Annotated in this window: 28 protein-coding genes; 15 read left to right on the top strand and 13 right to left on the bottom strand. The window is 68.6% G+C overall.

Annotation, left to right across the window (positions count from 1 at the left end):
- The first annotated feature begins 65 nt into the window (after positions 1-65).
- On the top strand, positions 66-1,166 hold the full coding sequence (locus AUR65_RS03240; protein ID WP_058568350.1) for a M48 family metalloprotease: 1,101 nt from the start codon (positions 66-68) through the stop codon (positions 1,164-1,166).
- Between the two features lie 21 nt (positions 1,167-1,187).
- Here AUR65_RS03240 and AUR65_RS03235 read toward each other — a convergent pair whose 3' ends face one another.
- Both AUR65_RS03235 and AUR65_RS03230 read right to left on the bottom strand, forming a co-directional pair.
- The gene (locus AUR65_RS03235) at positions 1,188-1,700 is read right to left on the bottom strand and encodes a winged helix-turn-helix transcriptional regulator (protein ID WP_004045277.1); all 513 of its coding nucleotides are present in this window, start codon (positions 1,698-1,700) and stop codon (positions 1,188-1,190) included.
- Positions 1,697-2,041, bottom strand: a complete 345-nt coding sequence (locus tag AUR65_RS03230; protein WP_058568349.1) for a DUF7471 family protein — start codon at positions 2,039-2,041, stop codon at positions 1,697-1,699. Before AUR65_RS03230 ends, AUR65_RS03235 begins: the two co-directional genes overlap by 4 nt.
- Before the next feature lie 163 nt (positions 2,042-2,204).
- Between AUR65_RS03230 and AUR65_RS03225 the strand changes: the two genes are divergently transcribed.
- The gene (locus AUR65_RS03225; protein WP_058568348.1) at positions 2,205-3,497 is read left to right on the top strand and encodes an amidohydrolase; all 1,293 of its coding nucleotides are present in this window, start codon (positions 2,205-2,207) and stop codon (positions 3,495-3,497) included.
- 85 nt (positions 3,498-3,582) lie between these two features.
- On the opposite strand, the gene AUR65_RS03220 is transcribed toward AUR65_RS03225, so the two are convergent.
- Entirely contained in the window at positions 3,583-3,894 is a 312-nt protein-coding gene (locus tag AUR65_RS03220) for a helix-turn-helix domain-containing protein (protein WP_004045280.1), read from the bottom strand.
- 98 nt (positions 3,895-3,992) lie between these two features.
- Between AUR65_RS03220 and AUR65_RS03215 the strand changes: the two genes are divergently transcribed.
- On the top strand, positions 3,993-5,279 hold the full coding sequence (locus AUR65_RS03215) for an adenosylhomocysteinase (RefSeq protein WP_058568347.1): 1,287 nt from the start codon (positions 3,993-3,995) through the stop codon (positions 5,277-5,279).
- A gap of 41 nt (positions 5,280-5,320) precedes the next feature.
- Here AUR65_RS03215 and AUR65_RS03210 read toward each other — a convergent pair whose 3' ends face one another.
- Positions 5,321-6,004, bottom strand: coding sequence for a hypothetical protein (locus AUR65_RS03210; protein WP_058568346.1), 684 nt, complete (start codon positions 6,002-6,004; stop codon positions 5,321-5,323).
- Between the two features lie 87 nt (positions 6,005-6,091).
- On the opposite strand from AUR65_RS03210, the gene hjc reads away from it, so the two are divergent.
- Positions 6,092-6,514 (top strand): Holliday junction resolvase Hjc, encoded by a 423-nt coding sequence (gene hjc / locus AUR65_RS03205; RefSeq protein WP_007275553.1) that lies wholly within the window; start codon positions 6,092-6,094, stop codon positions 6,512-6,514.
- Positions 6,515-6,550: 36 nt separating this feature from the next.
- On the opposite strand, the gene AUR65_RS03200 is transcribed toward hjc, so the two are convergent.
- Positions 6,551-7,198 carry an SWIM zinc finger family protein gene (locus AUR65_RS03200; protein ID WP_058568417.1) on the bottom strand — a complete coding sequence of 216 codons (648 nt, stop codon included), beginning with the start codon at positions 7,196-7,198 and terminating at the stop codon, positions 6,551-6,553.
- A gap of 219 nt (positions 7,199-7,417) precedes the next feature.
- Between AUR65_RS03200 and AUR65_RS03195 the strand changes: the two genes are divergently transcribed.
- Entirely contained in the window at positions 7,418-7,621 is a 204-nt protein-coding gene (locus AUR65_RS03195; RefSeq protein ID WP_004973872.1) for a DUF7472 family protein, read from the top strand.
- A 122-nt stretch (positions 7,622-7,743) separates the two neighbouring features.
- Here AUR65_RS03195 and AUR65_RS03190 read toward each other — a convergent pair whose 3' ends face one another.
- The gene (locus AUR65_RS03190) at positions 7,744-8,844 is read right to left on the bottom strand and encodes a DNA primase (RefSeq protein ID WP_058568416.1); all 1,101 of its coding nucleotides are present in this window, start codon (positions 8,842-8,844) and stop codon (positions 7,744-7,746) included.
- A 144-nt stretch (positions 8,845-8,988) separates the two neighbouring features.
- Here AUR65_RS03190 and AUR65_RS03185 point away from each other — a divergent pair, with 144 nt between their 5' ends.
- From AUR65_RS03185 to AUR65_RS03175, 3 genes are all read left to right on the top strand, one after another.
- Positions 8,989-9,582: a DUF7474 family protein gene (locus AUR65_RS03185; RefSeq protein WP_058568345.1), complete on the top strand. Its 594-nt coding sequence runs from the start codon at positions 8,989-8,991 to the stop codon at positions 9,580-9,582.
- A gap of 95 nt (positions 9,583-9,677) precedes the next feature.
- Complete coding sequence (locus AUR65_RS03180; protein ID WP_058568344.1) at positions 9,678-11,042, top strand: MFS transporter; 1,365 nt, start codon at positions 9,678-9,680, stop codon at positions 11,040-11,042.
- A 113-nt stretch (positions 11,043-11,155) separates the two neighbouring features.
- Positions 11,156-12,916, top strand: a complete 1,761-nt coding sequence (locus AUR65_RS03175; protein ID WP_058568343.1) for a histidine kinase N-terminal 7TM domain-containing protein — start codon at positions 11,156-11,158, stop codon at positions 12,914-12,916.
- Between the two features lie 65 nt (positions 12,917-12,981).
- Here AUR65_RS03175 and AUR65_RS03170 read toward each other — a convergent pair whose 3' ends face one another.
- On the bottom strand, positions 12,982-13,725 hold the full coding sequence (locus tag AUR65_RS03170; protein ID WP_058568342.1) for a DNA polymerase sliding clamp: 744 nt from the start codon (positions 13,723-13,725) through the stop codon (positions 12,982-12,984).
- Between the two features lie 273 nt (positions 13,726-13,998).
- Here AUR65_RS03170 and AUR65_RS03165 point away from each other — a divergent pair, with 273 nt between their 5' ends.
- From AUR65_RS03165 to AUR65_RS03155, 3 genes are all read left to right on the top strand, one after another.
- Positions 13,999-14,448 (top strand): arsenate-mycothiol transferase ArsC, encoded by a 450-nt coding sequence (locus AUR65_RS03165; RefSeq protein ID WP_058568341.1) that lies wholly within the window; start codon positions 13,999-14,001, stop codon positions 14,446-14,448.
- A 109-nt stretch (positions 14,449-14,557) separates the two neighbouring features.
- Positions 14,558-15,331, top strand: coding sequence for a 23S rRNA (uridine(2552)-2'-O)-methyltransferase (locus AUR65_RS03160; RefSeq protein ID WP_058568340.1), 774 nt, complete (start codon positions 14,558-14,560; stop codon positions 15,329-15,331).
- A 119-nt stretch (positions 15,332-15,450) separates the two neighbouring features.
- Positions 15,451-15,852, top strand: a complete 402-nt coding sequence (locus AUR65_RS03155; protein WP_058568339.1) for a DUF7475 family protein — start codon at positions 15,451-15,453, stop codon at positions 15,850-15,852.
- 32 nt (positions 15,853-15,884) lie between these two features.
- Here the strand turns inward: AUR65_RS03155 and AUR65_RS19855 are convergent, their stop codons facing one another.
- The 4 genes from AUR65_RS19855 to AUR65_RS03140 form a co-directional block, all read right to left on the bottom strand.
- Positions 15,885-16,061 carry a hypothetical protein gene (locus AUR65_RS19855; protein ID WP_199180555.1) on the bottom strand — a complete coding sequence of 59 codons (177 nt, stop codon included), beginning with the start codon at positions 16,059-16,061 and terminating at the stop codon, positions 15,885-15,887.
- Positions 16,062-16,117: 56 nt separating this feature from the next.
- Positions 16,118-16,834, bottom strand: a complete 717-nt coding sequence (locus AUR65_RS03150; protein WP_058568338.1) for a queuosine precursor transporter — start codon at positions 16,832-16,834, stop codon at positions 16,118-16,120.
- Complete coding sequence (locus AUR65_RS03145) at positions 16,827-17,003, bottom strand: ribbon-helix-helix domain-containing protein (RefSeq protein WP_004045298.1); 177 nt, start codon at positions 17,001-17,003, stop codon at positions 16,827-16,829. Before AUR65_RS03145 ends, AUR65_RS03150 begins: the two co-directional genes overlap by 8 nt.
- A 109-nt stretch (positions 17,004-17,112) precedes the next feature.
- Positions 17,113-19,269 carry a twin-arginine translocase subunit TatC gene (locus AUR65_RS03140; RefSeq protein WP_058568337.1) on the bottom strand — a complete coding sequence of 719 codons (2,157 nt, stop codon included), beginning with the start codon at positions 19,267-19,269 and terminating at the stop codon, positions 17,113-17,115.
- A gap of 130 nt (positions 19,270-19,399) precedes the next feature.
- Here AUR65_RS03140 and tatC point away from each other — a divergent pair, with 130 nt between their 5' ends.
- Positions 19,400-20,749, top strand: coding sequence for a twin-arginine translocase subunit TatC (tatC, locus tag AUR65_RS03135; protein WP_058568336.1), 1,350 nt, complete (start codon positions 19,400-19,402; stop codon positions 20,747-20,749).
- Between the two features lie 111 nt (positions 20,750-20,860).
- Positions 20,861-21,181, top strand: a complete 321-nt coding sequence (locus tag AUR65_RS03130; protein ID WP_058568335.1) for a hypothetical protein — start codon at positions 20,861-20,863, stop codon at positions 21,179-21,181.
- A gap of 30 nt (positions 21,182-21,211) precedes the next feature.
- On the opposite strand, the gene AUR65_RS03125 is transcribed toward AUR65_RS03130, so the two are convergent.
- A complete protein-coding gene (locus AUR65_RS03125) occupies positions 21,212-21,691 on the bottom strand; it encodes an SRPBCC domain-containing protein (protein WP_058568334.1) in 480 nt (159 codons plus the stop codon).
- Positions 21,692-21,765: 74 nt separating this feature from the next.
- Between AUR65_RS03125 and AUR65_RS03120 the strand changes: the two genes are divergently transcribed.
- The gene (locus AUR65_RS03120) at positions 21,766-22,404 is read left to right on the top strand and encodes a histidine phosphatase family protein (protein ID WP_058568333.1); all 639 of its coding nucleotides are present in this window, start codon (positions 21,766-21,768) and stop codon (positions 22,402-22,404) included.
- 44 nt (positions 22,405-22,448) lie between these two features.
- Here AUR65_RS03120 and larE read toward each other — a convergent pair whose 3' ends face one another.
- A complete protein-coding gene (gene larE, locus AUR65_RS03115; RefSeq protein ID WP_058568332.1) occupies positions 22,449-23,339 on the bottom strand; it encodes an ATP-dependent sacrificial sulfur transferase LarE in 891 nt (296 codons plus the stop codon).
- Between the two features lie 177 nt (positions 23,340-23,516).
- Here larE and AUR65_RS03110 point away from each other — a divergent pair, with 177 nt between their 5' ends.
- A complete protein-coding gene (locus AUR65_RS03110) occupies positions 23,517-25,511 on the top strand; it encodes a MutS-related protein (RefSeq protein WP_058568331.1) in 1,995 nt (664 codons plus the stop codon).
- The last annotated feature ends 15 nt before the right edge of the window (positions 25,512-25,526 follow it).

Genomic DNA, 25,526 nt, shown 5'->3' with positions numbered 1-25,526 from the left:
CGTCCCGGAGGTAATTGACTTTCGCAAGCCGGAACGGTTTTTGACACATCTACGAAGTGTCATCTATGGCCCCCGTCACGTTCGCCGGCGCGCTCGTCGGCGTCTCCCTCCTCGGTGCCGGCTGGTCCCGGCTCAGCGCCGGCCGTCTCGAACGCCGAGACGCGTCGGTCCAGCGGTTCAGACAGCGAGTGCGAAGCAACTGGCTCTACGCCGCCATCCTGTTCGTCGGCATCGTCTGGTGGACGAACGCGGACCGGGCGCTCCTCGCGGCCGTCGGTCTCCCGACCGACTGGCCGTGGGCGGCTCTCGGCTGGGCGCTCATCGGCGTCGGTGCCGCGGTCGTGGCGACCGTCTCGTACATGGGCGCGTTCCCGGTGGCGAGGCGCGTGCGAGACGCCGATATGGGCGCGGGAGCGGCGGCCGCGAAGATGTTCCGCTATCAACTCTTCATCGCGGCGCTCGTCTTCTGCGTGGTGACCGTGTTACAAGTCGAATTCCGGGTCTTGGAGACCAGCGGCCTGCTCACCCTGCTCGCGTTCGCAGCCGCCGCATACGTCTTTTCGGCACCGCTCGTGGGCGTCTCGCAGACGACGACGGTCCCCGACGACGCGACGCGCGAGCGCCTCGACCGCCTGTGCGACCGCGCCGGTCTCTCGGTCGCTCGGGTTCGCCTCCTCGACGGCGGCGGTCACCGCTCGGACCACCTCGTCCGCGGCCCAATCGGTCGAAAAACGCTCTTTCTCACCGACTCGCTGCTCGACCGCTACGACGACGAGACGGTCTCGGCGCTCCTCGCGGTCGACGCCGGGCGAGTCGCTCGGTTCGTCTACGGGCTTCGGCTGTTCACCGTGACCGCGGTCGGCGCGTTCGTCTTCTGGGGCGTCGCGTGGCCGCCGTTCGGGTTCGCGCTGTCGTTCTTGACCTTCGCCGGAGTCGGCGTGGTACTGCTCGTGACTGGCGAGTACGCGAGCAAGCGGCTCATCTATCGGGCCGACGAGGCGGCGGCAGAACGGGTCGGACGCGCGGCCGTCGCCGACGCGCTCGACGCGACCGCCGACGAGGTCGACACCGGCCGCGCGGGGTCGCGTCTCTCGTTCGAGCCGTCGCTGGCGTCGCGCATCGAACGGCTCCGAGACGGCTCCGGGGCGGGCGAAACGGACGCGTAGGACTGCTCCGCGGACCCGCGACTAGCCTTCGACGAGGTGGTCGAGCAGGCGGTCGAACCGGTCGACGAACCGCTCGGGGAGTGACGGCGACACGTCGTCTAACAGTCGGGTCGTCCGCTCGGGGTGGGTGAGGACGAGCGTCACGCGGTTGTGCAGGTCGCGTTCCTTGCGGACCACGTCGCGCTCGACGAGGTGGTCGAGGTGCCACTCCAGCGTGCTGCGGGCGACGCCGATGTCGTCGGCCACGTCGTCGGGGCGGGCGTCGCCGTGTTCGAGGAGGTGGCCGAGGATGTCGCGGGCGGTCTCCCGGCGGACGAGCGCGAGCGCGCCGCGCTCCCACGCGTCGAACTCCGGGGGGAAGTAGTGCGTCCGCCCGTAGAACTCGGATCGGCGGACCGTCTCGTCGGAGAGCAGTCTGCGGACGTGGTGTTGTACCTGGCCGGGGGCGAGGTCGAGCGCGCGAACGAGCTCGTTGAAATGGACTCCCGGGTTGTGCTTGATGTGGTCGGCGACGCGGGTTCGTGTCTCACTCATGGGTCGTTGACCCCCGCCTCGCGCTCGATGCTCCGGGCGTAGTAGATGGCCGCGAGGACGAGGCCGGCCATCACGAGGTCCAAGAGGTGTTCGACGACGTGGTGGTCGAACTCGGAGAGGACGCCGCCGAGCGTCAGCGCCGCGACGGCCGCCCGCGACGCGAACGCCAAGAGCGCCAGCGCGACGAGCAGGTGCGACCGCGTCCGCCGCCGGAGGAAGACGGCGACGCCGAGCGCGGCCAGCGTGACCGACGAGACGCCCGCGAGGACGACGACCGCGGTCATCCACGGACTGCCTTGGACGTGCCCCGGAACGAGCGCGAGGTTCGACGGGGGCTCCATATCCCCCCATACTGGGGGTCCGACCCTAAGAGGGCGTGCTCGTTCTCGATTTTCGGGAATCGGACTACCGCCGGTATTCGGCCCGCTCAGCGCCGAAACGGGCGGTCGTCCCTCGCGGCCGCGAGACGGTGGATTCACCACCCCGCCGACCCGAACGAGCGACATGAACACGCTCCGAATCGCCGGCGGACAGGTACTCCGCCCCGACGCGACGGTCGAGGACGCGGACGTACTCGTGGACCGAGACGAGGGGACCATCCTCGACATCGGCGCGGACCTCGACGCCGAGGCCGACGAGACGCTCGACGCCGAGGGCTGTCTCGTCACGCCCGGACTGGTGAACGCCCACTGTCACGTGGCGATGACGCTCCTGCGCGGCTACGCCGACGACAAGCCGCTCGACGCGTGGCTCCGCGAGGACATCTGGCCCGCGGAGGGCGCGCTCACGCCCGAGGACGTGCGGGTCGGCGCGGAACTCGGCCTCGTGGAGATGATTAAGTCGGGGACCACCGCGTTCGCGGACATGTACTTCCACGTCCCCGAGGTCGCCGACGCGGTCGCGGAGGCCGGCCTCCGCGCCCGCCTCGGCCACGGCGTCGTCACGCTCGGGAAAGACGACGAGGACGCGCGGGCCGACATCGACGAGAGCCTCGACGTGGCCCGCGAGTTCGACGGCGCGGCCGACGGTCGGATTCGGACCGCCGCGATGCCGCACTCGCTGACGACGGTCGCGGAGGAGTACCTCCGCGAGTTCGTCGCCGACGCCCACGACGAGGGCATCCCGGTCCACTACCACGCCAACGAGACGACGGACGAGGTCGACCCCATCGTCGACGAGCGCGGCGAGCGCCCGCTGTCGTACGCGAAGGACCTCGGCATGCTCACCGACGACGACTTCCTCGCCCACGGCGTCCACGTCGACGACGCGGAAATCGACCTGCTCGCCGAGGCGGGCACCGGCGTCGTCCACTGCCCGGCGTCGAACATGAAACTCGCCTCCGGCATGGCTCCCGTCCAGAAACTGCTCGACGCGGGCGTCACGGTCGGCCTCGGCACCGACGGCGCGGCCTCGAACAACGACCTCGACATGTTCGACGAGATGCGCGACGCCGCGATGCTCGGCAAACTCGCCGCGGACGACGCCAGCGCCGTCGCCGCCCCCGACGTGGTGCGGATGGCGACCGCCGGCTCCGCCGACGCCATCGACCTCCCCGGCGGCGCGCTCGAAGTCGGCGGCGCGGCCGACCTCGCCGTCGTCGACCTCGACGCGCCGCACCTCACGCCCGCGAACGACCTCGTGAGCCACCTCGCGTACGCCGCCCGCGGCTCCGACGTTCGCCACACCGTCTGCGACGGGCGGGTGCTGATGCGGGACCGCGAGGTGCTGACGCTCGACGAGGACGCCGTGATGGCCCGCGCCCGCGAGGCGGTCGCGTCGCTCCGCGAGCGCGTCTGAATCGCCGTCTTCGACCCCGCCGCCTCCGACTCGCCGCGTTCGCCGCCACTACTGCCGCCGCTGCTGCCGCCACTTTCCGACCTCGCTACCCGGCCAGCTCGATGCGCAGTCCATCGTCGGTCACGCTGACCTCCATGCGCTCGAACGTCCGGTGGTACTGCGCGACGTGTCGCCCGTCGCTGTGGTCGACCATGATGGACTTCTCGAACAGCGACGCCTCGTGGAGCCGCTTGACCTCCCGGTAGGCCGTCGACAGCGGCACGTCGGCCCGGCAGCTCAGCTCCTTGACCGTCAGCGGCTCGTCGGCGACGCGGAGGAGGTCCGGAACCGCGGGGGCGCTCATCAGGGCGAACAACTCCTGCTCGGCGAGCGTCTTGCCGTTATCTATGACGAGCATCGGCCCTCGGCGGTACAATCTCTCCGTTGACACTTGTAGATTCGGGGGCGGCGACCGCCTTCGGTAGGGTTTTCGGACCCCTCTCCGAACCCACGGGTATGAGCGAACACTACGCTCCCGTCTCCGAGCACCTCGACGACGTCGAGGCCGCCCGGACGGAGGGACGACGCAAGATGGACTGGGCGCTCCAGCACATGCCCATCCTGCAGGAGCTCCGCGAGCAGTTCGCGGCCGAGAAGCCGCTCGACGGCGAGGTCGTCGGCATGGCGATGCACGTCGAGGCGAAGACGGCGAACCTCGTCGAACTGCTGGCGCTCGGCGGCGCGGAAGTCGCCATCACCGGCTGTAACCCGCTTTCGACCCACGACGACGTGTCGGCGGCGCTCGACGCCAACGACGACATCACCTCCTACGCCGTCCGCGGCGTCGACGACGAGGACTACTACGCGGCCATCGACGCCGTCATCGCCCACGAGCCGACCGTCACGGTCGACGACGGCATGGACATGGTGTTCACCATCCACGAGGAGTACCCGGAACTCATCGACACCATCGTCGGCGGGGCCGAAGAGACCACGACCGGCGTCCACCGCCTCCGCGCGATGGACGAAGACGGCGAACTGAACTACCCCGTCTTCGCCGTCAACGACACGCCGATGAAGCGCCTGTTCGACAACGTCCACGGCACGGGCGAGTCGTCGCTGGCCACTATCGCCATGACGACGAACCTCTCCTACGCCGGCAAGAACGTCGTCGTCGGCGGCTACGGCTACTGCGGCAAGGGCGTCGCCAAGAAGGCCGCCGGCCAGAACGCCGACGTCATCGTCACCGAGGTCGACCCCCGCCGCGCGCTCGAAGCCCACATGGAGGGCTACGACGTGATGCCGATGGAGGAGGCCGCGAAGGTCGGCGACGTGTTCATCACGACCACCGGCAACCGCGACGTCATCACCCGCGAGGACTTCGAGAACATGAAAGACGGCGTCTTGCTGGCCAACGCCGGCCACTTCGACATCGAAATCGACCTCGACGCGCTGTCGGACCTCGCCGTCGACGAGTACGAGGCCCGCGACGGCGTCGACGCCTACGAACTCGAAGACGGCCGCCGCCTGAACGTCCTCGCCGAGGGCCGCCTCGTCAACCTCGCGTCGCCCATCGCGCTCGGCCACCCGGTCGAGGTCATGGACCAGTCGTTCGGCGTGCAGGCCGTCGTCGTCCGCGAACTCGTCGAGAACGGCGACGACTACGACGCCGGCGTCCACGACGTGCCCGACGAACTGGACCGCGAGGTCGCCGAAATCAAACTCGAAGCCGAGGGCATCGAGTTCGACTCGATGACCGACGAACAGCGCGAGTACATGGGTAGCTGGGCCCACGGGACGTAAGCCGACCCGCGCTCTCTCTCGTTTCTCACAGCCGCCGCGCGTCAGCGACCGCGTTCGGTCCACTCGCCCGCTCGCCAGACGCACGCGACGCCGCCTATCCACGCCGCGAGTCGCATCACCTCGATGGCCGAGTCGGACGGCGCTTTCCACCCCCAACCGGTTGGGACGCGCTCGCTTTCGACCGGTTCGACGACGTAGTACCGACCCTCGAACGCGACGTAGTACGTCTCCGGTTCGTACAGTTCCGACTCGGTCACGGTGCTGCTGCCGTTTCGGACGGCCGCGCGGACGTACTGCGGTGACTCGTCGAGGCTCTCCGAGAGGTCGCGCTTGACCGTCTCGGTCGAAACCGGGCGGAGCGAGAGCGTGAGGGTGCGCCCGTCGAGGGTCGCGTTCGGTTCGAAGTAGCGGCCGTCGGTTCTGACGTAGTCGAACGACCAGAACTCGGGGTCGACGTCGCGCTCCGGGTCTAACTCGAGTTCGACCGGGTCGCCGCGGGCCATGTCGATGATGCCGGCGCACTCCGCCGACTGGAGGGGGTTCCAGCCGCACGATTTGACCCGGTAGAACGCGTCCGAAGTGTGCGGGAGGTAGTCAATCGCCGACGCCTCGTAGGTGTACGTCCGCTCGTAGGAGACGTCGTCGGGATAGAGGAAAAGTGGGTTCGCGAGGAGGGCGACCCCGAGAACGAGGAGGACGACGGCGCGCCAGTTCTCGCGGTTCATACGAGCAGTATCCGTCAGCCGATGGATAGCTCTGGTGGCGCGCTCCCGGTCGCCCCATTTATCACCGCCCGCGGCCGACTCCAGACCATGTCTTCGAACAGAAAGGGAGACCGACGCGAGCGCGAACTCGTCAACGCTCTCGACGAGGCCGGGTTCGCGGTCATGCGCGCGCCCGCCTCCGGGAGCGCGACGACGCGCGAACTCCCCGACGTGCTCGCGGGCAACGGCGAGGTGTTCTACGCTATCGAGGCGAAGTCCTCCAGCGGTCGCCCCATCTACCTGAGTGGCGAGGAGGTCGAAGCGCTCGTCTACTTCTCGCGGAACTTCGGCGCGAAGGCCCGCATCGCCGTCCGATTCGACCGCGAGGACTGGTACTTCTTCCACCCCGGCGACCTCTACGTGACCGACGGCGGGAACTACCGCGTGAAAAAGGAGACGGCGCTGGCGGAGGGCGAGGACTTCGAGTCGTTCACCGGCGGCCCGACCCAGACCAAACTCGGCGGCGACTGAGGCCGCGACGCGAGTTCCTTAATCCTCCGCGTTCGCTCACGCCCGAGCGAGTCGCTCGCCGAGCGTGCGAGCGCCGACGAACCCGCGCTCGACGCGGCTGAGCCGCGAAGCGGGGAACCGGTAGGCGTGCAGTTCGCCGAGGTCGGCGAGGCCGGCGTTCACCGGCAGCGAGTCCAGATACACGGCCTCGAAGGCCGGTTCGTGGTCACCGTAGTCGCGGTTGCTCTCGTACTCCGAGACGAGGCGTCCCGTCTCGGTCGGCGTCTCGTCGGCGCGGGTGCCGAGCGCCCGCGTGACGACGAGGAGGCTCCCGCTCTCGCGGTCGTGGACGAGGTCGCCGGCGCGGTGTTCGTGGTCGGGACAGAGCTGTGGCCCCGTCGCGTCCATCGGGACGAACGTCTCGTCGCCGCAGACGGCGCAGGTGGCGCTCCGGCGGCCCGGCGGCGGGACCTCGCCGCGGGTGATTTCGATGGCGACCCGGCGGAGGTGCTTACAGCGGGCGTGCCGGATGGCGTTGTCGGGGCAGGTGCAGGTGCGAGCCTCCACGTCGACGACGTAGGTGCCGCCGTCGGTTTCGACGACGTAGCGACCGTCGCGGAGCGGCCGGACGGCCATCGGTTCGACGCGGGCGCGGCGGGCGCGACCGGCCAGTCCGTCGGACGGGAGCGTCGTCTTGCGGCGCACCGGGCGGCGAGTCGACGCGGGTGTGTGTGCGATGTGCGTCATGGTGGTGCGGGATTCCGACCTTACCGGCGGCTGTTCGTGGTCGGTTTCCGTCACCTGAGAGTAGGTTCTCGAACGACCTAAACCCTCGTTTCGCGTGGAAAATCGGGCGTGTGAGTGGCTCTCGTCGGGCATCCGCCCATCGAAGACCTTTTAGAACGGCCGCGGATACGTCGTCGCATGGCTATCGAAGCGGAGATGCGGCGGAAGATTGCCGTCTCCATCGTCGCGGTCGGGGTGTTTATCGCCCTCATCGTCGGCATCGGTGCGACCTACAACCAGAGTGGACTCATCTCCACCGGCGGGTTCGCACTCGTCGGCGCTATCACGGCGTTCGTCCTCGTGATGGCTGGTATCGGCGTTTGGCTGTCGCGTTCTTCCTAATCCGGTCGGTCGGTTTCGGCGACTCGGTCGCCGTCACGCGGACGCTCGACGCGTAGCGGCGGCGCTCGACGGTCGGCTGACGGCCCGTAGACGGCTCGCAGAAACGTTCTTCGTGCCTCTCGTTAGTCGGCGACTTCGTCCGCGGCGGTCGCGTCCGCGTCGTTCGTCGCCGTCTCGAAGTACTTCATCGGGTGCTTGATGGTGTCACAGCGGTCGTCGCGGTTCACACAGAGGTCGTACGCCTGCATCGTCTCGCAGGTCGGCGGCGCGTACTGCGACCCGCTGGAGTCTGCGAGGACCGTCGCCCGCTTCTGCAACTCCTCGGCGTTCGCGTCGCCGACGACGCCCCCGACCGCCTCGGGTTCGAGGCCGACGCCGACGAGGAACGCCGCGAGCGCGAACGCCGCCTCGTTCGGGAGGGTCTCGCCGTCCTGCGCCCGCGCCAACAGTGCCTCGACGCAGGGCGGGAAGTGGTCGGGGTCCACCGAGTCGACGTAGACGACGTTGACCGCGCCGCGGTCCGAAAGCAGGTTCCGCAGGCGCTCGACGTGGGGTTTGAGCGCGTCGGCGAGTCGGTCGCCGGCGTCGCTCCCGCGGACGGCGAAGGGAAGCCCCTCGGCGACCCGGCGGCGGACCGCCTCGCGGAGCAGTTCCGAGAGCTCCTCGCGGGTGACGCGGACCGCGCCGTCGGCCAGCGAGCGGTTGACGAGCCGCCAGTCCGCGCCCCAGTCGGTGTCGGAGTAGGTGAGGTACGGTCCCACGTCGACCCAGTAGTGGTCGGGCGCGCGGCGGCTGTTCCGGTTCCGGTTCGATTCGGCCCGCACCGCGCCGTCGAGGTCGAACTCGCGGAGGAAGTCGTCGAGGTTCGCGCGGGCCTCGCCGTGGACGTCGTCGTCGCCGGCGTCGAAGTCGGCGAGCATGCGCTCGTAGGCCGTGTCGGCCTCGGCGCGGGCGTACTTGTCCACCGCCGCGGGCGTCTCGACGAGCGAGACGATGATGCGCGAGATGGGGTACGAGAGCAGTTCCGTCTGGGTGTCCCACCCGTAGGCCTCGTCGGGGTCGGGTTCGACCGTGCCCTCCATGAGGGCGCGTTCGACGCGCTCGACGCCACGCTCGACGGCCGGGGCGTCCTCGGCGACGAGCGTCGCAATGGCGACGTCGGCCGATTCGACCGCCTCTCTGGCCGCGGCGAAGAACGGGTATCGGGCGTGGAGCGGGCGCATCCGCATACCGCCACGTTCCGGGTGCCCACCGATAAACGCGACGGATTCGGCGGTGGTGCACGGGTCGCGTGAGCCCGTCACAGCCCCCGTCGCGACGACGGCGCATCACACAACCTATTACCGACCACTTCCTCAGGCTCTCACGTGCCGCACTTCGACTACCCGTGTCCGGACTGCCGCGCCACGACCAGTCTCCACGACGCCGACTGCCGCTTCGAGGGGACCCCGTGGGTCGAAGTCGAGCGCGCCTACGTCGATATCGTCTCCGTCCTCGCCGGCGGGCCGTGCGACGAGGAGACGCTCCGCCGCGAAGCGCCGGGCGAGTGGGGACCGCTCCAGCAGGCCGCGCTCCGCCGGCTCAAGCGCGACGAGCGGGTGTCGGAAGCGAACTCGGGCGTCCTCCGACTCCTCACCGCCGAGGAGTTCAGAGAGGAGGTCTCGGAGCCGACCCGGGAGCCGATGCGGACGCTCAACCAGTACGGGAGCGTCCCCGGCTGTCACGACAACGCCGTCTTCGCCATGATAGCGTGGTACGAGATGGTCGGCCTGTCGTGGCCCGAGACGCGCGAGAACGTCGTCAACTGGCTCCGCGACACCGGCGCGTGGGACCGCGGCGGGTTCGAGGAGGCGACGCCCGCCGAACTCGTCGAGAAGAAGCGCCACGTCTACGACGCGGGCTACGGCTGGAAGGAAAAGGCCGTCTCGGCCAAGCGCGTCATCGACCGCTACCGTTCCTGAGCGCCGACCCGGTTTACGCTTCGACCCGACGTTCCCTTCGATTCTCCCGCTAACTCGGCGCAACCGTTAGGCGCTTCTCGAACCTGTGTAGTGTCGTGAGTGCCCCCGAGTCCGCCGTCTCTTCCGACGCCGAGGTCCCCGAGGAGTCGCGGGGAACGCGACGCGCCCTCGCGGTCGTCATCGCCGTCGTCTTCATCGACCTCCTCGGGTTCGGGGTCGTCATCCCCATCCTACCGTTCTACGTCCGGAGCTTCGGCGTCAGCGACGTGTACATCGGTCTCTTGGCGGCGTCGTACTCGCTCATGCAGTTCCTCTTCGCGCCCGTCCTCGGTCGCATCTCCGACCAGCGTGGCCGTCGGCCGGTCATCATGCTGTCGCTCGTCGGGAGCGTCCTCGCGTGGACCGTCTTCGGCGTCGCCGGCGAAATCGACCTGCTGTTCGGCACGACGCTCGCGGTGGCGACGCTGTTCGCCTCGCGGATGCTCGCGGGCGCGATGGGCGGCAACATCGCCACGGCGCAGGCGTACATCGCCGACATCACGCCGCCGGCGCGCCGGGCCGGGGCGCTCGGCCTCGTCGGCGCGTCGTTCAGTCTCGGGTTCATCTTCGGCCCGGCAATCGGCGGGCTGATGGCGTCCGACCCGGTGGTCGCGCTCGCCCGCGACCTGCTCCCGTCGTTCGTGCCCGCGACGCGCTTTTCCCTGCCGAGTTTCACCGCGGCGGCGTTGAGCCTCGTGAGCCTCGGCTTCGCGTTCGTCTTCCTGCGCGAACCCGAGCGGACTCGCGCGCCGGCCGGCACGCCCGCGACGACGCTCGTCTCGCAGTTCCGCACCGCCCTCGCCGACGACGACCTCCGGGGACTCGTCGTCTCCTTTTTCGTCGTCTCGGTCGCCTTCTCGGGGATTCAGGTCATGTTCATCCCCTTCGCGGCCGACGTGTACGGCTACGGCGAGACGGAGACGGCGCTGTTTCTGACCTACATCGGCCTGCTCGGCACGCTGAATCAGGGGGTCGTCGTCGGCCGACTCGCCCGGCGGTACTCGGAGGCGAAACTGGCTGTCGTCGGCGCGGTCGGACTTCTGCTCTCGCTCGCGTTGCTCCCCTTTTCGCCCGACATCGGGGCGGTGCTTCCCGCGGTCGGCGGGCCGCCGTGGCTCACCCGCGAACTCGTGGCACTCCTCCTCGTCGGGGCGCTGCTGTCGTTCGGCAACGGGATGTTGAACGTCTCGCTGTCGACGCTCGTCTCCACGTCGGCGTCGGCCGACCAGCAGGGCAACGCCTTCGGCGTCACGCAGGGCGCGGGGAGCCTCGGCCGGACGCTCGGCCCGCCGTCGATGGCGGCGCTGTACGTCCTCGCGTACTGGTCGCCGTTCGTCGTCGGGGCCGCGCTCATCGTGCCCGTGGTCTACGTCCTCGCGTCCGTGGCGCGCCGGCCGCGGGCGGAAGCGGACGCGCCCTGAGTGCCCTGCGTGTCGCGGCCGCGACACGTCGCCCGCGACCGGGACGCGGAACCCCGCCTTCGAATTTCGCCGCGGCCCGCAAGTGTTACGACCGCCGAGTCTGAGGTCTACCCGTGCCTTCGGTCGTCGCCGTCTCGCCGTTGGTCGTCCTCTGCCTCGTCGCGGCGCTCGTCTCCGTCTCCATCGCGGTCGTCGCCTGGCGCGAGGGCACCGAACCCGGCTCGAAAGCGCTGTCGGTCCTCCTGTTTTCGGCGGCGCTGTGGGCCGGTTCCTACGGCGTCGCGCTCACGGTGTTCGACCCCGCGCTCCGGTTTTGGTTCCAAATCCCCATCGACGTCGCGCAGGCCGTCATCGCGCCCACGTGGTTCGCGTTCTCGCTTTCGTACACCGGGCGCGGCGAACTCCTCTCGCGGCGGCTCATCGCCGGACTCCTCGTGTTCCCGGCTATCACCGTCGTCGCGCTGGCGACGAACCCCAGCCACGGCTTGCTGTGGACGAACTACCACATCGACCCGGTGTTCGGCGCGGCCACGGTGCGGTTCGACCCGAACCTGTGGTACTACCTCCACGCGGTGTACGGCTACGTCATCATCGGCACCGGGCTCGTCCTCGTCATCGAGATGCTGGTCGAGCGGCTCTCGCACTACCGCGAGCAGGCGGTGACGCTCGCCATCGGCTCGACCGCACCGACGGTCGCCCACATCGCCCACACCTTCGGCGTCGGCCCGCTTCAGATGGTGAACTTCACGCCAATCGCGCTCGCCGTGACGGGCGCGACGTTCGGCCACGCGCTCTATCGATTCCAGCTGTTCGGTCTCTCGCCGGCGACGGGGCGACTCGGCCGCCGCGCCGCCATCGACGACGTGGCCGTCGGCGTTCTCGTCGTCGACCGCGAGCACCGCGTCGTCGACGCCAACGAGACCGCCTCGTCGCTCCTCGACATCGACCCGACCGCGGCGTTCGACCCGCTGTCGTCGGTACTTCCGGGCGTCGACCTCGACGAGGACCGACAGTTCGTGGACGTGACGGTCGACCGCCGCCGCCGGACCTACGAGGTGACGCTCTCGCCGGTCACGGACCAGCACGGCCGTCGCCTCGGCCGGACCGTCACCGTCTCCGACGTGACGGGACGCGTCCGCCGCCGCCAGCGCCTCGAAGTCCTCAACCGCGTCCTCCGGCACAACCTCCGGAACGACATGACGGTCGTCATCGGCTACGCCGACATGCTCGCAGACCGGCTTCCGCCGGACCAGCGCGGCCCGACGGACACGATACGCACCCGGTCGAACAAGCTCCTCTCGCTCGGCGAGAAGGCCCGGTCCGTCGAGCGCGTCATGGCCGGTATCGACGGCGGCAGGCGCTTCGACGTCGCCGCGACCGTCCGCGACTGCGTCGCCGAGGTCAGCGCGGAGTTCGACGCCGGGTCGGTCGAGGTGGACGCCCCCGAGTCGCTGTCCGTCTCCGGGAGCGAGTCGGCGGCGAAGCTCCTCGTCCGCGAACTCGTCGAGAACGCGCTCGAACACGGCGGCGACGACCCGACGGTCGCCGTGTCGGTCCGCGCGGTCGACGCCGACCTCGTCGTCGTCGTCGAAGACGACGGGCCGGGCGTCCCCGACTACGAGCGCTCCGTGGTCGAGACCGGGGGCGAGTCGCCGCTCCAACACGGGAGCGGCCTCGGCCTCTGGGCGGTCCGGTGGACGGTCGACGCGCTCGGCGGCCACCTCAACTTCGACGTGCGAGGCGAGCGGGACGAGGTCGGTGGGAGTGACGCGACCGCCGACTCAGCGGCCTCCGAGACCGGCACGACGGCGACGGTTCGACTGCCGTACTGGTGTCGGGAGGAGTCGTCGGACGACGCCGTCGCTGGCGAGTGAGAATCGAGAGAAGCGAGTGGGACGGCTCGGTGGTCGGTGAACGACGCGGTGGCCGAAACGTCCGCTCAGTCGCTCTGGATGCGCGGGGCGAGCATGTACGTGATGGTGCCCATCCCTTCTGCGATCTGGTAGTGAAGCTTGACCGGGAACTCCTCGCCGAGTTCGACGGTGACTTCGGCGTCGGTCGGAATCGCCTTGTTCATGTCCTTCAGGTAGTCGAGCGAGAACAGCGAGTCGGCCGCGCCGGGCGCGATGCTGATGAGGTCGGTCGGGGGAAGCGACAGGTCCACGTCGTCGGTGTCGCCTTCGGCTTCGATGTGGAACGTCTCTTCGGCGGCGTCGACGCGGAGGCGGATGTGGTCGGAGACCATGTCGGCCGCCTTGATACCGCGGTCGAGGTGCGTGCCTTCGAGGACGATGTCAGCGGCGAGGTCGAGGTCCGGGATGTCGGGTTCCTGGCGAATCGAGTCGGGGTCGATGAGCGCGAGCGTGTACGACAGCCCGTCGATGCGGATGTTGAGCTTGCGCGTCTCCTCGTCGAGCGTGAGGTGGATGAGGTCGCCCGAGCCCGCCATACCGGCGACCTCTTCGAGGCGCGAGAGGTTGACGCCGATGACGCCGCCGTCGGCTTCGTAGGACTCGAACGCCGCCGCGTCGAGCGTGAGGTCCACCATGCCGACGTTCGCGGGGTCGACGGCGCGGATGGAGAGACTCTCCTCGTTGAGTCGAATCTTACACTCGTCGACGAGGACGCTCACGGAGTCGAGCGCGTCCCGGAGCGTCGCGGCGCTCACGATGGCCTTGAACATATGTGCCGTCGTACGACAGCGGTCTTAAAAATACTCCTGATTTGGACTCACCGCAATATGATGTTCGCACGCTCTCCCGCGTGCGCGCTCCCGCGAGCACCCCACCGCTCCCGTCGGCTCCCCATGCGTGTTGTTGTCACTATCTTCGTACATAGCTAATCCACCGATTTCGGGCGTTTCGGGCTTCAAAGCACTCAAATAGCTGATTGTGTAACTCCTGGTCATGGGAAACGACGAGACGAAGCCAGCCGCCCGCCGACGAGGTGCCGAGAGATGAGCGACGCCGCCGACGCCGACGCGACTCCGACCCGCGTCGCCTTCGTCTGCGTCCAGAACGCCGGCCGGAGCCAGATGGCGACGGCCTTCGCCCGCCGGGAGCGCGACGAGCGCGGCGTCGGCGACCGAATCGAGGTCGTCACCGGCGGCACCGACCCCGCCGACCACGTCCACGACGAGGTCGTCGAGGTCATGGGTGAGGAGGGGTTCGACCTCGCCGACGAGACGCCCCGCGCAATCGGCCAAGACGAGATTATGGGCGTGGACATCGTCGTCACGATGGGGTGTTCGGCCGAGGGTATCTGCCCGATGACGTGGCGGGGCGACGCCCGCGACTGGGACCTCGACGACCCAGACGGACAGGACCTCGATGCGGTTCGGTCGATTCGCGACGACATCGAGGGACGGGTCTCGGCGCTGTTCGACGAACTCGTCGGCGACGACTGAGTTCGGCCGTCTTGACGCCCGTGGCTCCCGTGACGTGGCACGGTTCCGCACGATTCACGGCGCAAGCCGAAGCCGGTATACGGCCTGATACGCTACTGATGCCAAGACCATGGCGCGCAAGGACCACTACTACAACAAGGCCAAACAGGAGGGCTACCGCGCCCGCTCGGCCTACAAGCTGAAACAACTCGACGGGGACGCGGGCCTGTTCGGCCCCGGCAACACCGTCGTCGACCTCGGTGCCGCCCCCGGCGGGTGGCTGCAGGTCGCCTCCGAGGCGGTCGGCGACCACGGCAAGGTCGTCGGCGTCGACCTCCAGCGAATCCGCGGTATCGACCGCGACAACGTCCAGACGATTCGCGGCGACATGACCGAAGACGAGACGAAAGAAGAGCTAACGGCCGTCATCGGCGAGCGCGGGGCCGACGCCGTCGTCTCCGACATGGCGCCGAACATGACCGGCGAGTACTCGCTGGACCACGCCCGCTCTGTCTACCTCGCCCGACAGGCGTTCGAGGTCGCACAGGAACTGTTGGCGACCGGCGGCGACTTCGCCGTGAAGGTGTTCGACGGCCCGGACGTCGCGGACCTCCGCGCCGACATGGAACGGGAGTTCCAGTACGTCCGGTCGATGCGCCCCGACGCCTCGCGCGACAGCTCCTCCGAGCAGTACCTCGTCGGGAAGCACTTCCTCACCGCGCCGGTTCGGAAGGGCGACGAACTCGACGTGGAAATCGTCGACGTCGGAAGCGAGGGCGACGGCATCGCCAAGGTCGAGGACTTCACGCTGTTCGTCTCCGGTACTGAGGCGGGCGACACCCCGACGGTCCGCGTCACCGACGTGAAACCGCGGTTCGCCTTCGCCGAGCCAATCGACGACTGAGCGCGCCGGGTTCCCGCAGTTTCGACTCCCGCGTCACCGTGCCTCGTTCTCCGCGGAATTTGTGCCTAACTTCGGGCAAGCATTATTATCAGTTGACACGATGTTGTTGCTGAGTCCCCATGTCAGCAGACACCACGACCGCCGAGTCGCGACCGTTGTTCACCGGCCTTCCCTCGGGAATCGCTCCGTACGTCGCCATCGTCGGGGCGCTGGCCTCGACGTACGTCCACCTGTCGATGGCCCCGATGTTGCTCCAGTTCGACCAGACGCAGGCGATACTGTTCGTCCTCGCGGGCGTCGGTTTCCTCGCGGGCATCGCCGTCTACCTGAGCAGGTTCTGGCGGCGCGAGTTCTACCTCGTCGCCATCGCGTTCGCGCTCGCTCAAATCGTGGCGTGGGTCGTCATGAGCGGGCGGGTCAGCGAGATGGCGATGCTCTCGAAGGGCGGCGAGGCCGTCTTCGCCGTCGCGGCGGCGTACCTCTACCTGAACGACTCGTCGGACGCCGACGCGGTCGTCTGAGCCGCGTTGCCCGTCCGACCCGCCGTCTGTTCTCAGTCGTACACCACGAGGTCGAGTCGAAGCCCCGTCCGACACCCCTTCCACCCGCCGCGGCAGGCCCCGGTGGCGAGGATGTCGCCGAACGACGTGTAGGTCCCGCAGTTGGGACAGCGAACCCCCATCTCCATCGCGTCTCGCTCAGTGAGCCTGTGGCGGTGCTCGTCAGCCATACATCGTGTGGTATGCTACCAAAAGAGATAAGCCGTCCGTCGGTCCGGGCGGCGTTTCAGTCCGCGACCCAGCCGTCGGTCGAGGACTCGTCGTCGCGCAGGAGCGCGACGACCCCGTAGACGAACGGGGTGTCCACGACTGCGATGAGGAGTTTCAGGAGGTACTGGCCGATGGCGAGGCCGACGAGGACGTTCCACGGGAGCACGTCTCCGATGCCGAGGACCGTCGGCGCGACGTAGAACGCGACGCCGACGAAGATGACCGTGTCGATGGCCTGACTCGTCGCCGTCGAGACGATGTTGCGGAGCCAGAGGAACGAGCCGTCCGTCATGTCGCGGATGCCGTGGAAGACGATGACGTCCCAGTTCTGACTCACGAGGTACGCCAGCAGGCTCCCGGCGACGATGTTCGTCCCCGACGAGAGCACCGTGGCGAACTGCGCGGCGAACTCGGGGTTCGCGGCCGGCGCGGCGATGGTACTCCAGACGAGGCCGAGGAGGACGAAGTTCATGGCGAAGCCGACGTTCACCATAATCTGCGCCGCCCGGCGGCCGTACAGTTCGGAGTAGCAGTCGGACGCGAAGAAGGTGAGCGCGTACGCCAGCGCCGCCCCCGGCATGAGGATGGCCGCACCGACGAACGGGAGTTCGCCTATCGCGGCCGGCAGGGGAATCGACAGGAGCTTCGACGCCGTCAACTGCGCCGTCGTCAGCGCGGTGACGAACAGGCCGACGAGGGCGACCTGCCCGACGGCCGACCGCCCCTCACTCATCTTCGACGAGGCGGTTGTGTCGGTCGTCTATCTCGTCGAGGATGTCGAGCGTCTTCCGGATGGACGCCCGAACCGCATCGCTCCGGTTCACGAACTTCTTGTCGTCGCCGACGTGCTCGTCTAAGTCAGCGAGCAGTTCGTCGGGAATCTCGACGCTTATCTTGGCCATACCCTGCGATTCTCATGAGAATACTTAACGCCTTTTCAACGGTCTCAGCGGCGATATTTGGCGCGTCTTCCCGTCGGCGAGCCGTCTCTCGGTCGCGGGCGACCCGCGCTCACTCCGCCGCGCCGCGGGCGGGCGAGAGGTCGCGCCGGCCGCCGACCGTCAGCACGAACAGGATGCCGAGACCGACGCCGTAGGCGGCCATCAGGGGGAGCGTCACCATGAACATCGTCGTGATGCTCGCGGGGGTGAACACCGCCGAGATGGCGAGGATGAACACCGTGACCTCGCGCCAGCGCTTCCGCATCATCCGGTAGCTGATGCCGGCGGTGTTGAGAAGCACCATCAGGATGGGGATGTCGGCGAGGAGGCCGATACCCGCGGTGGTGAAGAAGATGAGCCAGAAGAAGTTGGTGATGCGGTAGGAGATTATCATGTTCGCCGCGATGGCGTCCTCGACGAGGAACGTGATGACCGTCGGCGCGACGTAGCTGTAGCCGAGCGCGAAGCCGCCGAGGAGACCGCCGGCGAGCGCGCCGGTCCACAGGAAGACGGTCCGGCGGCGCTTGCGGATGATGTTGCGCTCGCGGAGCGCGGGCCACGCGAAGTACGCGACGAGCGGAAGCGTCGCCAGCACGGCCAGAATCGTCGAGAACTTCACCTCGAAGATGAGCGCTTCCATCGGGTGAAGCGCGACGACGTTGAGCACTTCTTCGGGCGTCACCGCGGCGGGGAGTCGTCCGAGGAAGTCCTCGTACACGTCCCTGATGCCGCCCGTGTAGAGCCAGCCGAACGTCGACGCGAGGACGAGCATGAACCAGCCGACGACCCAGAACGCCCGCGAGGTGACGGAATCGACGATGAACGCGATGTCGGTGTAGTAGCCGCCGACGTCGTCCTCGTCGGTCTCGCCCCCGGTCAGTTCGGAGAAGAACGCGCCGCCCGCGCGGGTCGTCCGGTCTTCGAGTTCGCCCGGCTCGTCTTCGGCGTCGGCCGCCTCGGCCTCGCGGTCCGCTTCGGCCTCGTCGAACCGGTCGATGAGGGCCTGCGCTTTGGCCTTGTCGCCGTCGTCGATTGCGGCGGACGCGAGGCTCATAATCTCGTCTTCGTCGCGGTTGGCGAAGACCTCGGGCGGCGCGGCGCGGACGCCCCCCACGTCGAGCGCGGAAAGGTCGAGCTTCGAGGGGTCGCCGACGCCGATTTCGGTCCGTTCGAGCCGCTGGATGTCGCGGTAGACGAGGTAGGCGAGCCCGAGCGCGAGACCGACGACACCGCCGGCGACGACGAACGCGCCCAACACGAGTCCCGTGCCGGGGTCGAGGAACACGTAGTCGCTTCCGACCGCCGCGAGTCCGTCGTTGACGAGGTCGACGCCGCCGTACTCGTAGAAGGCGTAGACGAGGAGGCCGCCGACGACGGCGACGCCAGCGAGGAGGTTCCAGTGGTGAGTCGCCGTCGCCTTGATGTCCATCTTCTCGCTGCCGCGTTTGGCCGTGACGACCACGCGGGCGAGATAGAGGCTGAAGGCGTACAGCGTGATGACGGGCACCGCCCACATGATTTGGGTGAACGGGTCCGGCGGGGTGAACAGCGCGCCGAACGCGAAGATGCCGACGACGGCGTGGCGCCACTTGTCGCGGAACAGTTCGTAGGGGACGATTTCGGCGTAGGAGAGCGCGGTCATCGCGAGCGGAAGTTGGCTCGCGAGACCGAACGAGAGCGTGAGCAGGAAGATGAACTGCGCCCACTTCACGATGGAGTAACTCGGCGTGAAGCCGGCCGACAGCGCGTTCTGCGCGAGGAACGCGAACGTGAACGGGAAGAAGACGAAGTAGCCGTAGGCGACGCCCGCGGCGAACAGCACGACCATCGTCAGTCCGATGAGCGCGAGTTTCCACGGCGCGACGGGCGATTTCGGCCACGCGCCCCGGGCTTTCAGCGCGTCCCGCGAGACGTAGATGAACGGCGGGAGCGCGAAGAGAATCCCCACGACGAGACCGATTTTCGCCTGCAAGAGGATGACGTCGAACGGCGTCTGCGCGATGATGCTGACGTCGCCGGCGATGCTGGCGTCCATCTGTGCCTTGGTCACGCCCCGGAAGAACTCCCAGACGTAGAGTCGGAGCGCGTAGAACGTACCGAGGAACCCGACGAGGAAGACGATAAAGACCTTCTGGAGGTCTTTTTGCGCCGCTCGGAGCATCGCACCGGCGGTCTCGCGGCCTGCCGCGATGGTCTGTTGGGTGTCCTCGTCGAGGGCGCTGGACATACGTACGTGGCGAAAGCAGTCTGGCGGTTATCAATCTTTTTCACCGCGGGCGTGATTTCGGCCACTTCGGCGCGCCTCCTCGGCGCGATGCGAAAAGACCTATAACTGGCCGGAAGCGTAGGACACCTGAATGGCGGACGAGGAGCGCGACACAGGGCTCTCTGCGGTCGACGACGAGACGGACGCCTCGGACGACGCCGACCAGCGCTCGTCCGACGAGTCTGACGACGACGGGGCTTCGTCGTCCGACGGTCCGGTTTACGGTCGAGTCACTCCGCGAGACGAGACCGTTACCGACGGGTCTGCCGACGACGCTTCTGACGACGCTCCCGACGAGACGGGCGACGACAGCGACGACGCCGATACCGACGCGGCTCCCGACGACGCGGACGATTCGGATTCGGATTCCGACGACGATGCCGACAACTCCGACGACGAACCGCGCCTCATCGCCGACGACGAACACACGTCGCACGTTCCCGAGGGGACGTACGACGATTCGAGCGACGAGTCGGCCGACGACGCCGGACCGGACGCGGCGGCCGACGGCGCGAGCCCGGCGCTGACCGGCGAGGACGAGGTGGGCGGCGTGGCCCCGTCGTCCGTCTCCGTCGAGGACGCCGACTTCGACGACCCCGAGTTCGAGGGCGACGACTTCGACGACGAGGACGTCGGCGGACTCGTCGGCGAGGCACCCGAGAGCGACCAGGAGATGCCGCTGACCGCGCACATCGAGGAGATGATTCGCCGGTTGGCGGTCGTCCTCGGCGTCGCCGGCGCGATTACGCTCGTGCTCTTCCCCGGCGCGGACATCCTCAACGCGCTCGTGGACACGCAGGCCGCCTTCGGTATCCACATCCCGAGCGCGACCGACGTCATCAACTTCCTCTGGAACTCCCACATCCCCGGCGCGGACACCATCGTGGACCGCCGGCCGCGGCTCTACGGTCCGCTCGAACTCATCCTCACCAAACTGAAGGTCGCCGGTCTCGCCGGCACCGTCATCGGTCTTCCCGTGTTCGTCTACGAGACGTACCTGTTCATGCGCCCCGGCCTCTACCCGAAAGAGCGCAAGTACTACCTCGCGGCCGTGCCGACGAGCCTTATCCTCGCGCTCGTCGGCGTCCTCTTTGCGCACTTCGTGGTGCTCCCGGCCATCTTCGCGTACTTCACCTCCTACACCGAGGGGACCGCCGTCGTCGCGTTCGGCCTCAAAGAGACGTTCAACCTCATCCTCATCCTGATGGGCTACATGGCGGTCGTCTTCCAGATTCCGCTGTTCGTGGAACTGGCCATCATGATGAACCTCGTCACCCGGCAGTGGCTCGAAGACCGCCGCCTGCTGTTCTGGGGCGCGTTCCTCGGCCTCGCGTTCCTCGTCAGCCCCGACCCGACCGGGATGGCCCCCATCATCATCGGCGCGACGATGATTGTCCTGTTCGAGGGGACGCTCGCGGCCTTACGCTGGACCGGGAACTGACCGGATTCTCGCTTTTTCTCGTTTCTCCCTCGGCCGGGTCCCTCTCCCTCGTTTCCGCCGAGCGCGGACCGTTCAGAAGATCTATTTCAGAATAGTTAGAATATCTACACGATGGCCGACATCGTCGCCCTGTCGGTGGTCGCCCTCCCGCTCTGGTTCGCCGTGAGCGTCTGGGCCGGCATCGACGCGACCAGACACAGTTCGCACAACGCCTTCCTCTGGGGCCTCTCGGTGTTCGTCGGCGGGATTCTCGGATTGGCGCTGTACCTCAACCTCGGGCGCGACGAACCCGGAGTGAGTCGCCGCGCGGGTCAGTCGCGGTCGCCGAACGGCATTCCTTCGGCTCGTACCGAGACCGTCTCCTGTCCGAACTGCCACTCGCTGGAGGAAGCCGACCGGGACACCTGCCGTTTCTGCGGCGAGTCGCTGTAGCACGCCGAATCTCTCAGAGACCGCGAGGAATCACGCCGCGTCCGACGACTCCGCCGCCTCCCGCTTCTCGGCCGCGACCGCTCCCTCGACGCGCGTTTTCAGCCCCTCGTTCATGGCGACGAACCCCGCCCGGGTCTGCTCGCCGACGAACCGCAACAGGAGTCCGGCGAGGACGCCCGAGAACGTCTCGGCGTGCTCGAATCGGGTTCGTTCGCCGTCGAGCGGTTCGAGGCGGAACCGGTGTTCGCCGTCGAACAGCCCCGGGAAGACGAGGTGGCCGAGCCAGCGCAGTTCGCGGTGCTTCTCGCAGTGGACTACGTCGGGTTCGAACTCCGACTCGCGGCCGCCCGGCGGTCGCAGGTGGACGGTGAGCGTCGCGCCCTCGTTCGGTCGCCCGGCGATTCGCATGAAGGGATTCCACTCGGGATACCGGTCGAAATCGACGAGGGTCTCCCACACCCGCTCGGGCGGGGCGTCTATCTCGATGCTCGTGACGAGTTCGTGTGCCATACCTAACAGTTGGCGCGCTGAGACCGTGAATCTCGCGCGGAACGTTCATTGCCGGTGGGGAATGAGACGGACGTATGGCAACCCTCCTTCTCGCCAGACACGGCGAGACGACGTGGAACCGCGCCGGGCGCGTACAGGGGTGGGCCCCTGTGTCGCTCACCGAGCGCGGCCGCGAGCAGGCCGACGCCCTCGCACGCCACGTCGCGGACACGTACGAGATCGACCGCCTCGTCTCCTCTGACATCGAACGCGCCCAAGAAACCGCCCGTCCCGTCGCCCGTGAACTCGGCCTCGAACCGGTCCTCGACTCGGCGTGGCGCGAGCGCGACGTGGGCTCGCTGCAGGGACTGGAGTTCGACGAACTCACCGACCGGTATCCGCAGTACGCCCTCTCGGCGGTCGGCGCGCCCGCCGCCCGCGAGCGCCCCCCGAGCGGCGAGAGCCTCGTCGAGGTCCGCCGCCGCGTCCTCAACGCCCACGAGGGGCTGGCCGACTCGCTCGACGCCGACGAGACGGTGCTCGTCGTCAGCCACGGCGCGCCGATTCGGCTGTCGCTCGGCGAGGTGAAAGGTCTCGACATCGTCGAGACGATGCTGTCGCAACCGCTCGACAACGGCGGGCTGTGCGAGTTCGAAGTCGAACTGAGCGACGACGGCGACGAACCGTTACTCCACGTCGTCGCCGAGAACGAGACGCGATTTCTGACGACGTAGGCCGTTCTGCGGTCTGGTCCGAGTTTCTAACTGCGGTCTCTCAGTCACTTCCGCATCGGGTAGTCCTGCGCGAACACGTCGTCCACGAGGAGGTCGTCGTCGCCCGCGTCGGCGTCCGCCTCGGCCGCGGGGCTGACGCTCCCGGTCCGGTAGCCGTGGAGGTCGAGCGTGACGTGGTCGAAGCCGGCGTCCTTCAGGTGGTCGCGGGCGGCGCGGACGAAGTCTGGGTCGAGGGCGCGGTCGAGTTCCTCCGGCGCGACCTCGATGCGAGCGAGGCCGTCGTGGTCGCGGACGCGGAACTGCTCGAAGCCCCACGTCCGGAGAATCGTCTCCGCGCGTTCGACCCGCGAGAGCCGTTCCTCGGTGACTTCGAGGCCGGTCGGAATCCGCGAGGAGAGACAGGCCATGGAGGGCTTGTCGGCGACCGACAGGTCGTAGTCGTCGGCGATGGCGCGGACCTCCTCTTTCGTGATGTCGTGGGCGAGAAGCGGCGACAGCACCTCCAACTCCTCGACGGCGCGGAGGCCGGGGCGGTGGCCCTCGCCGGGGTCCGAGGCGTTGGTCCCGTCGCAGACGGCCTCGATGCCGCGGTTACGGGCTGCCTCGTACATCCGGCCGAGGCGCATCGTCCGACAGTGGTAACACCGGTCGTCGTCGTTGGCGACGAAGTCGGGGTTGTCCAACTCGGAGAACTCGACGGTCAGGTGTTCGATGCCGATCTCCTCGGCGACGCGCTTCGCGTCGTCTAACTCGGCGTCCGGGAGAGTCTCGCTTTTCGCGGTGCAGGCGACCGCGTTCTCGCCGAGCGCCTCGTAGGCGAGTGCGGCGACCACGCTGGAGTCCACGCCGCCCGAAAAGGCGATGAGGACGCTCTCGCGCTCCGCGAGCGCCTCACGTACTGCGTCGGCCTTCGCCGCGACGTCTCGCTCGCTCATGGACTCCCTTCCCGGCCGACGGTCAAAAGCCCCTCGCCCCCGGCGCGAACGACCGCGAAGGGCGCACGCGCCGCAAAACCGGCCGCGACAGACGCTCCCGCGTCGGCGCGACCCGCCCGTCGTCCCGGAGTCACCACCCCGCGACTTTTTGTCCTATGCCGCGATAGGTCCGGCCGAATGGACTTCGAGACCATCCCGGGCGTCGGCGAGAAGACCGCCGCCGCGCTCGCGGAACTCGACGACGCCGAGCGAGCGCTCACCGACGGCGACGTGGCGGCGCTCGCGCGGGCACCGGGGCTCACGGAGGGCAGGGCGGCGGCCATCGCCCGCGGGGCGATTCGCCGCGACCACGACGACCCCGGCGGCTTCCTCGCCACCGACCGCGCCTCGGAAATCTACCGCGACGCGCTGGGTCTCCTGCAGGCGCGGACGGTCACGACGTACGCCGAGAAGCGACTGGAGACGCTGTTTCCCACCGGGTCGGCCTCGCGCATCGAGGAGGTCCGGGCGTTCGCCGCGGACGCAACGGACCTCGACCCCGACCCGGACGTACTCGCGGCGCTGTCGGGCGTCGAACCCCTCGCGGACCCGAAGCCGCGTCGCGTCCGCGAGCGCTGTATCGCCACCGCCGACGCGGAGCGCTACGCCGCCGCCAAGGAGGCGTTTCCCGAACTCTCCATCGAGGTCGTCGAGGACGGCCGCGACATCGCCGAACTCGCGCGGTCGTACTCGACGGTGGTCGTCCTCGACGAGTCGTTCGCCGGCATCGACGTGGACGGTGACGTGCGCGTCCTCCCCGACGCCGCCGAGCGGACCGACGAGGTCGTCCCCGAGCGACTGCTCGCCTTCTTCGCCGCGAACCGCGAGGCCTTGGAGGCGGCCGCCGCGGTCCACGAAGCGGCCGAACTCGACCCGCCGTGTGACCTCGCCGCCCTCCGCGACGCCCTCTCTCGGCTGGCCGACGACGGGACCGTCCTCGGCGACGACGAACTCGAACGCCTCTCGAACGCGGTGGACGACCTCGACACCGCCGTCTCGACCGCCGAATCGGTCGCCAACGACCGCCTCCGCGACGTGATTCGCGAGCGCGACGTGACCATCGAGGGGACCGACTTCCTGTCGCTCGTCGAGCAGGGCGCGCGCGTCGATTCCCTGCTGTCGCGCGAACTCGAAGACGAGTTCGACGAGGCGCTTTCGGTCGCCCGCGACCACCTCGTGGAGTCGCTGTCACTCCGCCCCGGCGAGGCCGACCTGACGGAGCGCGTCTTCCCAGAGGACCCGTCGTTCCCGCTCGGTCACGACGAGGAGGCGGTCGGCCGCCTCCGAACCGAACTGAAGGCCGCCCGCGACCGCCGCGCCGCGAAGTTGAAAGCCGGTCTCGCCGCCGACCTCGGCGACCTGCGCGACCCCGTGGAGACGCTGGTCCGCGACGCGCTCGAACTCGACGTGCGCCTCGCCGTCTCTCGGTTCGCCCGCGACTTCGACTGCGTCTTCCCCGAGTTCACCGGCGCGGCCGGAGACGACGGTGCCGGCTCGTTCGCCATCGAGGCCGGCCGCTCGCCCCTCCTCGACGTGGACTTCGCGGACGTCGACCCCGTGGACTACGAGGTATCGGGCGTCACGCTCCTCTCGGGGGTCAACAGCGGGGGCAAGACCTCGACGCTCGACCTCGTGGGCCTCGTCGTCGTCCTCGCGCACATGGGGCTTCCCGTCCCCGCCGAGTCGGTTCGCCTCTCGCGGTTTTCCGAACTCCACTACTACGCCAAGTCGCAGGGCACTCTCGACGCCGGGGCCTTCGAGAGCACGCTCCGCGACTTCGCCGCGCTCACCGACGGCGCGGCCGACCGCCTCGTCCTCGTGGACGAACTGGAGAGCATCACCGAACCCGGCGCGTCGGCCAAAATCATCGCCGGCATCCTCGAAGAACTCGCCGAACAGGGCGCGGCGGCCGTGTTCGTCTCCCACCTCGCCGGCGGCATCCGCGAGGCGGCGGACGTGTCGGTCGCGGTCGACGGCATCGAGGCCGTCGGACTGGAAGACGGCGAACTCGTCGTCAACCGCTCGCCCGTGAAGGACCACCTCGCGCGGTCGACCCCGGAACTCATCGTGGAGAAACTGGCCGGCGAGAACGAGACCAGTTTCTACGGGCGACTGCTGGAGAAGTTCGACTGACGCCCTCGCCCGCGG

It is taken from the genome of Haloferax marisrubri, from assembly GCF_001469875.2.
GTDB lineage: Archaea > Halobacteriota > Halobacteria > Halobacteriales > Haloferacaceae > Haloferax > Haloferax marisrubri.
Note: the sequence above shows the minus strand (reverse complement) of the source record. Positions and strands in the feature narration are given on the sequence as shown.